At 68.6% G+C, this 11,847-nt stretch carries 10 protein-coding genes and 1 tRNA gene; 6 read left to right on the top strand and 5 right to left on the bottom strand.

Translation table 11 applies throughout. The annotated features are described in order from the left end of the window. Window positions 1-316: 316 nt before the first annotated feature. Window positions 317-399, bottom strand: a tRNA-Leu gene (locus N4G70_RS27780). 378 nt (window positions 400-777) lie between these two features. Between N4G70_RS27780 and N4G70_RS27775 the strand changes: the two genes are divergently transcribed. From N4G70_RS27775 to pknB, 6 genes are all read left to right on the top strand, one after another. Then, on the top strand, window positions 778-1,638 hold the full coding sequence (locus tag N4G70_RS27775; RefSeq protein WP_261715474.1) for a DUF3662 and FHA domain-containing protein: 861 nt from the start codon (window positions 778-780) through the stop codon (window positions 1,636-1,638). Between the two features lie 10 nt (window positions 1,639-1,648). Continuing rightward, window positions 1,649-2,185, top strand: coding sequence for an FHA domain-containing protein (locus N4G70_RS27770; protein WP_261715473.1), 537 nt, complete (start codon window positions 1,649-1,651; stop codon window positions 2,183-2,185). Window positions 2,186-2,314: 129 nt separating this feature from the next. Then, on the top strand, window positions 2,315-3,796 hold the full coding sequence (locus N4G70_RS27765; protein ID WP_261715472.1) for a Stp1/IreP family PP2C-type Ser/Thr phosphatase: 1,482 nt from the start codon (window positions 2,315-2,317) through the stop codon (window positions 3,794-3,796). A 26-nt stretch (window positions 3,797-3,822) separates the two neighbouring features. Beyond that, the gene (locus N4G70_RS27760; RefSeq protein WP_261715471.1) at window positions 3,823-5,244 is read left to right on the top strand and encodes an FtsW/RodA/SpoVE family cell cycle protein; all 1,422 of its coding nucleotides are present in this window, start codon (window positions 3,823-3,825) and stop codon (window positions 5,242-5,244) included. After that, window positions 5,241-6,704, top strand: coding sequence for a penicillin-binding transpeptidase domain-containing protein (locus N4G70_RS27755; RefSeq protein WP_261715470.1), 1,464 nt, complete (start codon window positions 5,241-5,243; stop codon window positions 6,702-6,704). Before N4G70_RS27760 ends, N4G70_RS27755 begins: the two co-directional genes overlap by 4 nt. A 188-nt stretch (window positions 6,705-6,892) precedes the next feature. Beyond that, window positions 6,893-8,908, top strand: coding sequence for a Stk1 family PASTA domain-containing Ser/Thr kinase (pknB, locus tag N4G70_RS27750; protein WP_261715469.1), 2,016 nt, complete (start codon window positions 6,893-6,895; stop codon window positions 8,906-8,908). Between the two features lie 84 nt (window positions 8,909-8,992). On the opposite strand, the gene N4G70_RS27745 is transcribed toward pknB, so the two are convergent. Genes N4G70_RS27745 through N4G70_RS27730 form a run of 4 tightly spaced genes read right to left on the bottom strand, consistent with a single transcriptional unit; the run spans window position 8,993 to window position 11,791 of the window. Then, window positions 8,993-9,727 carry a class E sortase gene (locus tag N4G70_RS27745; RefSeq protein ID WP_261715468.1) on the bottom strand — a complete coding sequence of 245 codons (735 nt, stop codon included), beginning with the start codon at window positions 9,725-9,727 and terminating at the stop codon, window positions 8,993-8,995. Window positions 9,728-9,753: 26 nt separating this feature from the next. After that, entirely contained in the window at window positions 9,754-11,046 is a 1,293-nt protein-coding gene (locus N4G70_RS27740; RefSeq protein WP_261715467.1) for a class E sortase, read from the bottom strand. After that, complete coding sequence (locus N4G70_RS27735) at window positions 10,977-11,615, bottom strand: aminodeoxychorismate/anthranilate synthase component II (protein WP_261715466.1); 639 nt, start codon at window positions 11,613-11,615, stop codon at window positions 10,977-10,979. The genes N4G70_RS27740 and N4G70_RS27735 overlap by 70 nt, the downstream gene beginning before the upstream one ends. After that, window positions 11,612-11,791 (bottom strand): hypothetical protein, encoded by a 180-nt coding sequence (locus tag N4G70_RS27730; protein ID WP_261715465.1) that lies wholly within the window; start codon window positions 11,789-11,791, stop codon window positions 11,612-11,614. Before N4G70_RS27730 ends, N4G70_RS27735 begins: the two co-directional genes overlap by 4 nt. Window positions 11,792-11,847 lie beyond the last annotated feature (56 nt).

Raw genomic sequence — 11,847 nt, 5'->3', positions numbered from 1 at the left:
CCCCTTCGGCCGTCGTGGGCCCGACGCGGTGTGCCGAAGCGGAACGCGACATAGGACACAGAGGGACAGAGGCCACGGAAACGCGAAAGGGCGACGGGCGTGGAAGAAGGCGGGTTCCGGCGTGACACAGAACGCTCGGACTGGGCACACGGACAGGGAGCTGATCGGGCACACCTACCGAGACGGGTGAGCACACCTACCGAGGGTGGTGACACCACGGAAACCGCGCAGACTTCCCGGAACGGGGCAGCGTCCCGGGAACCCCGGAGACGACAGAAGCCCCGCAGATCCGGGGATCTGCGGGGCTTCCGACTTGTGCGCGAGGGGGGATTTGAACCCCCACGTCCCGAAGGACACTGGCACCTGAAGCCAGCGCGTCTGCCGTTCCGCCACTCGCGCAAGAGTGGTGTGCTGGGCTCTCTCACTTTTCGGTGCGATTGCCTGGCGACGTCGAGAAGATTAGCACGCTGGACAGGGTGGATTCACATCCGTTGTTTGCGGTGACCCTGGTGGGGAGGAGGAGGTCAGGAGAGAGGCAACCCCCGGCATGGTTACCCGCTCCTCCTGAGTGCACCCGAGGTGCGGGACACTGTCGGGAAGCCACCTCTACGATCCGTACGAGAGGTGCGTGTGAGAGGTGACACTCGTCCACAGGGCACAGAAGGGGAACCAGCCGATTTCCCGACGCGTGGATACGATCAGTAAGCAGTACCAAGAGAGCGACCCAGAGCAGAACCGGCAGCAAGACCAGGACGACAACGACGGAGGAGGTGCCCCATGGGAGTCCTGAAGCGTTTCGAGCAGCGTCTCGAAGGCCTGGTCAACGGCACCTTCGCGAAGGTCTTCAAGTCCGAGGTCCAGCCCGTCGAGATCGCCGGCGCGCTCCAGCGCGAGTGCGACAACAACGCGTCGATCTGGAACCGGGACCGCACGGTCGTCCCCAATGACTTCATCGTCGAGCTGAGTGCTCCGGACTTCGAGCGGCTCAGCCCGTACTCGGGTCAGCTCGGTGACGAACTGTCCGGCCTGGTGCGTGACTACGCGAAGCAGCAGCGCTACACCTTCATGGGCCCCATCAAGGTGCACCTGGAGAAGGCCGAGGACCTCGACACCGGTCTGTACCGGGTGCGCAGCCGCACGCTCGCGTCCAGTACCGACCAGCAGGGCCCCGGCCCCGGTCCGGGCGCCCCGCAGCGTCCCGCGCCCGTGGCCCCGCAGGGCGGTCGTGGTGGCTACGGCTATCCGCCGGCCGCGGCGGCCCCGCCCATGCCCGCGGCGCCGCCTCCGGGCCGTCCGAACGTTTCGCCCGCCGACCGCCGCCCGGCGGGTCCGGGGCCGATGCCGGGCGGACACGGCCAGGTGCGACGCTGGATCGAGATCAATGGCACCCGCCACCAGATCTCCCGCCCGACTCTGGTCCTTGGCCGCAGCACCGATGCGGATGTGAGGATCGACGATCCCGGCGTCTCGCGCCGGCACTGTGAGATCCGGACCGGAACGCCCCCGACGATCCAGGATCTCGGGTCCACCAACGGCATCGTGGTGGACGGGCAGCACACCACCCGCGCTACGCTCCGCGACGGCTCGCGGATCGTCGTGGGCAGCACCACCATCGTTTACCGGCAAGCCGAAGGGTGAAGCGGGGGCAATGTCAGAGCTGACCCTCACGGTCATGCGGTTGGGTTTCCTCGCCGTACTGTGGCTGTTCGTCATCGTGGCCGTTCAGGTCATTCGCAGTGATCTGTTCGGAACGCGCGTCACCCAGCGCGGTTCGCGCCGGGGCAATGAGGCCAACCGGCAGCAGCAGACCGGCCGGCAGGCGGCCGCGGCCGCCGCGCCGCCGCCGCAGCGCGGCCAGCAGCAGGGGGGTGGCGGGCGCCAGCGCCGCGGCGCCCCCTCCAAGCTGGTCGTCTCCGAGGGCACCCTCACCGGCACCACGGTCGCCCTTCAGGGCCAGACCATCACGCTGGGCCGGGCGCACGATTCGACGATCGTCCTGGACGACGATTACGCGTCGAGCCGCCATGCCAGGATCTACCCGGACCGGGACGGCAATTGGATCGTCGAGGATCTCGGGTCCACCAACGGCACCTATCTGGACCGGACCCGGCTCACCACCCCGACCCCGATTCCGCTGGGCGCGCCGATCCGCATCGGCAAGACCGTCATCGAGCTGCGGAAGTAGTACGACAATGAGCGAGCGGAGCGAGCGAGCCGCGGCGGTCCTCAGGGACCGGGACGGGCTCCCGACCGGAGGGTGGGCAGTGTGGCTCGACATGACCGGCCGTACCCCGAGCCGACAGGCGAGGTGCGCATGAGTCTCTCCCTGCGTTTCGCCGCCGGATCGCACAAGGGCATGATCCGCGAGGGGAACGAGGACTCCGGCTATGCCGGTCCCCGTCTCCTGGCCATCGCCGACGGCATGGGCGGTCAGGCCGCCGGTGAGGTCGCCTCCTCCGAGGTGATCTCCACCCTGGTCACGCTCGACGACGACGTACCCGGTTCCGACATCCTGACCTCGCTCGGCACGGCCGTGCAGCGGGCCAACGACCAGTTGCGCATGATGGTCGAGGAGGACCCGCAGCTGGAGGGGATGGGCACCACGCTCACCGCTCTGCTGTGGACGGGCCAGCGCCTGGGTCTGGTGCACGTCGGCGACTCGCGTGCCTATCTGCTGCGCGACGGCGTCCTCACCCAGATCACCCAGGACCACACCTGGGTGCAGCGCCTGGTCGACGAGGGCCGCATCACCGAGGAAGAGGCCACCACTCACCCGCAGCGCTCGCTCCTGATGCGTGCCCTGGGCAGTGGCGACCACGTCGAGCCCGATCTGTCGATCCGTGAAGTGCGGGCCGGAGACCGGTACTTGATCTGTTCCGACGGTCTGTCGGGCGTGGTCTCCCACCAGACGATGGAGGAGACCCTCGCCAGCTATCAGGGCCCGCAGGAGACCGTGCAGGAGCTGATTCAGCTCGCGCTGCGCGGTGGTGGCCCCGACAACATCACGGTGATCATCGCCGATGTGCTGGACGTCGACTCCGGGGACACCCTGGCGGGCCGGCTCAACGACACTCCGGTCATCGTGGGCGCGGTCGCCGAGAACCAGTTGCAGCTGAACGACGGCGGCGCCATGCAGACCCCGGCGGGCCGGGCCTCCGGGCTCGGCCGTCCCGCGCCCTCCCCCCCGGGTGGCTTCGGCCCGCCCGGCAGCGGCGAGGAAGGCGGCGGCTACGGCGCCCCGCCCGAGGGCGCGTTCGGTTCGTACACGGACGAGGACTTCGTCAAGCCGCGCCGGCGTGGCAAGGGCCGCTGGATCCGCAGGTCGCTGTACATCGTGCTGGCCCTGGCGGTCGTCGGTGGCGGTCTGTACGGCGGTTACCGCTGGACGCAGACGCAGTACTTCATCGGCACCAACAGCGACGGCACTCCGCACGTGGCGCTGTACCGGGGCATCAGCCAGGACCTGGCGTGGGTGAAGCTCTCCAAGGTGGAGACCGACCATCCCGAGATCGAACTCAAGTACCTCCCGCAGTACCAGCGCAACCAGATCGACTCGACGATCGCCGCGAGCAGCCTCGACAAGGCGCAGGCCAAGATCCGGGAGTTCGCGACGCAGGCGTCCGCCTGCAAGAAGGAGGAGGAGCGCCGGGCCGCCGAGGGCAACAACGCCCAGAAGCCCGGCACGGGCGCCACCAGCGCCCCGTCCAACAAGACCGCCACCACCGCATCTCCCACACCCGGCCCCAGTTTCTCGGAGGACGAGCAGAAGCTGGTCTCGCAGTGCGGTAAGCAGTAGGCAGCCGTAGGGGGCCTTTCCACACCATGAGCGTTGTCACCAACACCACCACCATTGGCGCGATCGAAGCACCGAGCCGCCGCAACACCGAGCTGGCCCTGCTGATCTTCGCGGTGGCCATCCCGGTGTTCGCGTACGCCAACGTGGGGCTTGCCATGACCGGCAAGCTCCCCTCCGGCATGCTCGGATACGGTCTGGGCCTCGGCCTGATGGCGGGTGTGGCGCACTTGGTGGTGCGCAAGTTCGCCAGGTACGCCGATCCTCTGCTGCTGCCGCTCGCGACGCTGCTCAACGGGCTCGGCCTGGTGCTGATCTGGCGGCTCGACCAGTCGCCGCGGCTGATCCAGCGCGCCAAGAACGCCTGGGGCAAGTTCTCGCCGGACGCCCCCCACCAGTTGCTGTACACCGCGATCGGTGTGGCCCTGTTCATCGGCGTGCTGCTGCTGCTCAAGGACCACCGCATCCTGCAGCGCTACACCTACATCTCGATGGCGGTGGCGCTGTTCCTGCTGGTGCTGCCGATGTTCTTCCCCGCCGTCAACGGCGCGAAGATCTGGATCTCGATCCCCGGGCTCGGCACCATCCAGCCCGGTGAGTTCGCGAAGATCATCATCGCGATCTTCTTCTCCGGCTATCTGATGGTGAAGCGGGACGCGCTCGCGCTGGCCAGCCGCCGCTTCATGGGCCTGTATCTGCCGCGCGGCCGCGACCTCGGCCCGATCCTGGTGATCTGGGCGCTGTCGATCCTGATCCTGGTCTTCGAGACCGACCTCGGTACCTCGCTGCTGTTCTTCGGCCTGTTCGTCGTCATGCTGTACGTCGCCACCGAGCGCACCAGCTGGATCGTGTTCGGCCTGGTGATGTCGGCGGTCGGCGCGGTCGCGGTGGCCTCGTTCGAGCCGCACGTCCAGTCGCGTGTGAACGCCTGGCTCGACCCGTTCGCCTGCTACAAGACCGACAAGACCGGCGCCTGCCAGCAGATCGGCGACGCGATCATGTCGTTCGGCTCCGGCGGCACCCTCGGCACCGGCCTCGGCCAGGGCAACTCCGACCTCATCGGCTTCGCCGCCAACGCCGACTTCATCCTGTCCACCGTCGGCGAGGAACTCGGCCTGGCCGGGATGATGGCGCTGCTCCTCCTGTACGGCCTGATCGTGGAGCGGGGTGTGCGCACCGCGCTCGCCGCCCGCGACCCGTTCGGCAAGCTGCTCGCGATCGGCCTGTCCGGCGCCTTCGCGCTCCAGGTCTTCGTCGTCGCCGGCGGCGTGATGGGCCTGATCCCGCTGACCGGTATGACGATGCCGTTCGTCGCCCAGGGTGGTTCCTCCGTCATCGCCAACTGGGCGCTGATCGGCATCCTCATCCGGATCAGCGACACCGCGCGCCGTCCCGCCCCGGCCCCCGCCCCGTCCTCCGACGCCGAGATGACCCAGGTGGTCCGCCCGTGAACAAGCCCCTGCGCCGGATCGCGATCTTCTGCGGGCTGCTCGTCCTCTCGCTGATGATCCGCGACAACTGGCTCCAGTACGTGCGTGCCGACGAGCTGAACGCGCACAAGTACAACCGCCGCGTCCAGATCGAGCGCTTCGCCCATGAGCGGGGCAACATCATCACGGCCGACGGGCAGACGATCACCGGCTCCACCGAGTCGACGGGCACCGACTTCAAGTACAAGCGGGTCTGGAAGGACGGCACCATGTGGTCGCCGGTCACCGGATACGCCTCGCAGATCTTCGACGCCTCCCAGCTGGAGAAGATCGAGGACGGCATCCTGTCCGGCACCGACAACCGGCTCTTCTTCGACCGGACGCTGTCGATGTTCACCGGCGAGAAGAAGCAGGGCGGCAACGTCGTCACCACCCTGAACAGCGCCGCGCAGAAGGCCGCCTTCCAGGGCCTCGGCGACAAGAAGGGCGCCGTCGCGGCCATCAACCCGCAGACCGGCGCCATCCTCGCGCTGGCCTCCACGCCCTCGTACGACCCGTCGGTGTTCGCGGGCAGCAGCAACAAGGACAGCCAGGCGTACAAGACGCTGCTCGACGACAAGAACCAGCCCATGCTGAACCGGGCGCTGCGCCAGACCTACCCGCCGGGCTCCACCTTCAAGGTGGTCACCGCCGCCGCGGCCCTGGAGAACGGCCTGTACTCCGGCATCGACGACCCGACGAAGTCGCCGGTGCCGTACATCCTGCCGGACACCGCCCACCAGCCGCTGAACAACGAGGGCGACATCCCCTGCGAGAACGCCACGCTCAAGGTGGCTCTCCAGTGGTCCTGCAACACCGTCTTCGGCAAGATCAGCGCCGACCTGGGCAACGAGAAGATGAAGGCCGAGGCCGAGAAGTTCGGCTTCAACAAGCAGATCTTCAACCCGGTCCGCACCGACGCCAGCATCTACCCGAAGGACAACCGCCCGCAGAACGCCATGGCGGGCATCGGGCAGGCCTCCAACCGCGCGACCCCGCTCCAGATGGCCATGGTCGCCGCCGCCGTCGCCAATGACGGCAAGCTGATGAAGCCGTACATGGTCGACCAGCTCCAGGCACCGAACGTGGACGTCTTGAGCAAGACCCAGCCGGAGCAGATGAGTCAGCCGATGTCGGCCGCCACCGCTCAGAAACTCCAGAAGATGATGGAGTTCGTGGTCACCGACGGCACCGGCAAGGCGGGGCAGATCAACGGCGTGACCGTCGGCGGCAAGACCGGTACCGCCCAGCACGGTGTGGACAACAAGGACAACCCGTACGCCTGGTTCATCTCCTACGCCAAGACCGACAACGGCTCCCCGGTCGCCGTCGCCGTGGTCATCGAAGGCTCCGACACGACCCGCGACGACATCGCGGGCGGCAAGCTCGCCGCCCCCATCGCCAAGAACGTCATGAAGGCGGTACTCGACGGCAAGAAGTGACCGGGGTTGTTTCACGTGAAACGCTCGCCCGTTTCACGTGAAACATCACACGTGCCCTGTACCGGTCCGGTATCAGGTGACGGTCGCGAGCTGATCGGCTCGCGGTGCCCGGTAGCGTATGCGCGAACAGCACACCGCCGGACCACCCATGGGTACGGTCGGGACAGACGGAGAGGGCTGGATTAGCTATGGAAGAGCCGCGTCGCCTCGGCGGCCGGTACGAGCTGGGCCAGGTGCTCGGCCGTGGTGGCATGGCCGAGGTCTACCTCGCGCACGACACCCGGCTCGGCCGCACCGTCGCCGTGAAGACGCTGCGGGCCGACCTCGCCCGCGACCCGTCCTTCCAGGCCCGGTTCCGCCGTGAGGCCCAGTCGGCCGCCTCGCTCAACCACCCGGCAATCGTCGCTGTCTATGACACTGGCGAGGACTACGTCGACAACGTCTCCATCCCGTACATCGTGATGGAGTACGTCGACGGCTCCACCCTGCGTGAGCTGCTGCACTCCGGGCGCAAGCTGCTGCCCGAGCGCACCCTGGAAATGACCATCGGCATCCTCCAGGCCCTCGAGTACTCGCACCGCAACGGGATCGTCCACCGCGACATCAAGCCGGCGAACGTCATGCTGACGCGCACCGGCCAGGTCAAGGTCATGGACTTCGGCATCGCCCGCGCCATGGGCGACTCCGGCATGACGATGACCCAGACCGCGGCCGTCATCGGCACCGCCCAGTACCTCTCCCCGGAGCAGGCCAAGGGCGAGCAGGTCGACGCGCGAAGCGACCTCTACTCCACGGGCTGTCTGCTGTACGAGCTGCTCACCGTCCGGCCTCCCTTCGTCGGGGACTCCCCGGTCGCCGTTGCCTATCAGCACGTACGCGAGGAGCCTCAGGCCCCCTCGAACTTCGACTCCGAGATCACGCCCGAGATGGACGCCATCGTCCTGAAGGCGCTCGTCAAGGACCCGGCCTACCGCTACCAGTCGGCGGACGAGATGCGCGCCGACATCGAGGCCTATCTCGACGGCCAGCCGGTCGCCGCGACCGCCACCCTGGGGGCGGTGGGATACGGCGGCGGGTACGACGGCTACGGCAACGACCAGCCGACCACCGCGCTGCGCCACGCCGACCCGGGCGCCGGCCAGACCTCGATGCTGCCACCGGTCAACCCCGACGACGGCGGCTACGGCTACGACGACCGCCCCGACCGGCGCCGCCAGAAGAAGTCCCACACCTCGACGGTGCTGCTGATCCTGGCGGGCGTCCTGGTGCTGGTCGGAGCGATCCTGATCGGCAAGGCGGTCTTCAGCAACAGCGCCGACAGCAGCTCGATGGACGTGCCCCAGCTCGTGGGCAGCAGCCAGGGCGACGCCGAGAAACTGGCGATCAATGCCGGCGTCAAGATGTCCGTCACCAAGAACGAGCCGTGTGCGGACCAGCCCAAGGGCAACATCTGCACCCAGTCCCCGGCCAGCGGCACCATGAAGAAGGGCGAGACGATCTCGGTCACCGTGTCCACGGGTGCGCCCAAGATCGAGGTCCCGGACGTCACGCAGAAGGACAAGGACAGCGCGACCCAGCTCCTGCAGAACAAGGGCTTCCAGGTGAAGACCAAGGAGGTCGAGTCCAGCTCGACTCCGGGCACGGTCGACAAGCAGGACCCGGCGGGCGGCTCGCAGGCGGAGAAGAACTCGACGGTCACGCTCACGATCGCCAAGAAGCAGACCGTGAATCTGCCCGATGTGACGGGCAAGGACTACACGGCCGCGCTCACGCAGCTCAACAGTGTCGGCTTCACCAATGTGGTCCGCCAGAACGTGGACGACCAGAGCCCGCTGGACCAGGTCGTCTCGATGTCCCCGAACGGCAACACCAGCCAGTCCAAGGACGTCCAGATCACCCTCAAGGTCTCCAAGGGCCCGCAGTCCCAGACACCGCCGACCCCGCCGGGCCAAGTCGCCATTCCGCAGGGCCTGGCCGGCATGACGGTGAAGAAGGCCACGCAGACGCTCAACAACGCGGGCTTCAGCAACATCCAGTTCTCGCCGGGCAGTTCGGACGACGGCAAGGCGCGGGTCATGATGGTCACGCCCAACTCGGGCACCATGGCCGATCCCAACCAGCCGGTCACGCTGACCACCGTCAGCGGCGGCGAGAACGGTGGCCCGGTGTTCTTCGGCGGGCCCTCCGGCTCACCGCAGGACTAGCTCCCCACCGCGCATCGCACTGAGCCCCGGCCCCCTTCACAGGGGCCGGGGCTCAGTCGCGTACGGGATCGGTCTACGGGCCGCTCAGCGCAGCTCGGCGGGCGGGGTGCGCCGGGTGTCGACCTTCTCGGTGCGTACCAGCTCGCCCCACACGATGTAGCGGTACTTCGAGGTGTAGACCGGGGTGCACGTCGTGAGGGTGATGTACGGGCCGGGCTTCGTGACGCCCGAGCCCTTCGGGACCGGCTGGAGGACGTCGACGTTGTACTTCGAGGTCTCGGGAAGCTCGGCGAACACCTTGTAGACGTACCAGGTGTCCTTGGTCTCGAAGACGATCGGGTCGCCGTTCTTCAGCTTGTCGATGTTGTGGAACTTGGCGCCGTGACCGTCGCGATGGGCGGCGAGCGTGAAGTTGCCGGTCTTGGCCGCTCCGGGCAGCGAAGCCGCCACCGGGTCCGTGTAGTAGCCGGCCACACCGCCGTTGAGGACGTCGGTGTCGGTGCCCTTCTTGACGAGCACCTCGCCGTTCTTCATCGCCGGAACGTGCAGGAAGCCGATGCCGCCCTTGGTGTCGAGCGCGCCGGGGCCCGTGGAGGCCGCCCAGCCGCGGCGCACGCTGTCGCTCTGCGCGGACGCCTCGCGGTCGGCCATGACGTTGGTCCACCACAGCGAGTAGACGACGAACAGGGCGAGCAACAGGCCCGCGGTGATGAGGAGTTCACCGAAGACGCTGACGGCGGTGGCGATGGCGCCGCCGCGCCGGGCCGGGGCCGGTCCGGACTCCCCGGTCCGCTCCTCGTGGTCGGTTCCCGTCGCCACCGCACCCGCCCCTGCTGTCCGTTCGGTCATCCCACGAGCGCGTCGGGCTTGCCCTTGCTGCGCGGTCGGTCGTCGACCATCTTGCCCCACACGATCAACCGGTAGGTACTCGTGAATTCCGGCGTGCATGTCGTCAGCGTCAGATAGCGGCCCGGCTTGGTGAACCCGGAGCCCACGGGGATCGGCTTCAGCACCGACACGTTGGAGGGCGGGGTCTGCGGCAGCTCGCTGGTGATCTCGTAGGTGTAGTACGCGTCCTGCGTCTCGACGACGACCTTGTCGCCCGCCTTCAGGCGGTTGATGTACCGGAACGGCTCGCCATGGGTGTTGCGGTGGGCCGCCACCGCGAAGTTGCCGGTCGCGTCGGAGGGCATCGCCGTCTTGAGGCCGGCCTCGTCGTAGTGGCCGATCATGCCCTTGTCGAGGACCTTCGCCTTGCTGGTGCCCTGCGCGATCGGGGCGACGACGTCGAGCTGGGGAATGTGCATGAGGGCGAACCCCTCGCCCGGCGCGAAGGCGCCCGGCTTGCGCCCGTCCGCCCAGTCCTGCGCGATCTTCTTGGCGGCGCTGCCCGCCTCCTGGTGGGCGCGGACGTTGGTCCACCAGAGCTGGTACGTCACGAACAGGAGCATCACCACGCCCAGCGTGATGAACGCTTCACCCAGGATCCGGCTGGCTATCACCGCGGCGCTGTCCTTGCGCGCCTTGGCCGCCCGGCGCGCCTCCGCCCGGGTCAGCCGCCGCCCGTCCGGCGCGGAAGCGGGAGCGGGTGTGGGCGTCGGGGCCGCGCGGCCCCTGCCCTTGGCGGCCCTGCGGCGCTCGGCCCGCCCGCCGGTGGCGGGGGGAATACCGGTGGCCTGGGGAACGCCCATGGCCGGGGGAATGCCTGCGTCTGCGGGCGCGGCCCCCTGATCGGTCGGGGGTATCTCGGGGGCGCCCGGGCCGGCCGGTTCGGCTATCGGCTCCGGCGCGGGTGCGGGATACCAGTCCTGCCCGGAGGCCGCGGGCTCCTGCCCGGGCCACTCCTGCGGTCCCGTCGCGGGACCGGGCTCGTACCACTCCTGGGGGGCCGCCGCGGGCTCCGGCGGGGGCCCGTACCCCGGCCGGTCCCCGGGCTCGTATGCGGGCTCCTGTGCGGGGGCTGACGCCTGGGGCGCCAGGTTGCCGGACCGGAACCAGGGCGATGCGTGCCCGCCCGGTGGCAGGGGGTCCGTCAGCGGGTCGTACTCGTGCTCCGGGCGCGCCGGAGTCACGCCGCGGCCTTGCCCACCACCGGCGCGAGCCCTGCCGAGCGCCCGACGGCCCCCGCGTCCCCGCATCGCACCAGCCAGTTGGCCAGCATCCGGTGGCCGTGCTCGGTCAGCACCGACTCGGGGTGGAACTGGACGCCCTCGACCGGCAGTTCACGGTGGCGCAGCCCCATGATGATGCCGTCCTCGGTGCGCGCGGTGACCTCCAGCTCGTCCGGCAGCGTGGCCGGCTCGGCGGCCAGCGAGTGGTAACGGGTCGCCGTGAAGGGGGAGGGCAGCCCCGAGAAGACACCGGTGCCCTGGTGCAGCACCGGGGACGTCTTGCCGTGCAACAGCTCGGGGGCCCGCCCCACGACACCGCCGTACGCGACCATCATCGACTGCATACCCAGGCAGACGCCGAAGACAGGGACGCCGGTTGCGGCGCAGTGACGCACCATGTCGACGCAAATACCGGCCTGTTCGGGCGTGCCGGGCCCGGGGGAGAGCAGGACGCCGTCGAAGTCGTCCTGGGCGTGGCCGAGGGAGACCTCGTCGTTGCGGACGACCTCGCACTCGGCGCCGAGCTGGTACAGGTACTGGACGAGGTTGAAGACGAAGCTGTCGTAGTTGTCGACCACGAGAATGCGCGCGTTCACCGGGCTGTCGTCCCCATCCCCTGGTCCACCGTCACGTCGTTGAACGGGAGCAGGGGCTCCGCCCACGGGAAGACGTACTGGAAGAGCACGTAGACGATCACGAGCACCATCGCGAGCGAGATGAACGCCCGCAGCCATGTGTTGCCCGGCAGATGCCGCCAGATCCAGCCGTACATGCTGTCCCCGCTGTCCCTTCCGACGATCGTTACGGCACCAGACTAAGGGGCCTGGC

The organism is Streptomyces sp. ASQP_92 (assembly GCF_025399895.1).
Lineage (GTDB): Bacteria > Actinomycetota > Actinomycetes > Streptomycetales > Streptomycetaceae > Streptomyces.
This window is presented reverse-complemented; position numbering and strand designations above follow the sequence as displayed.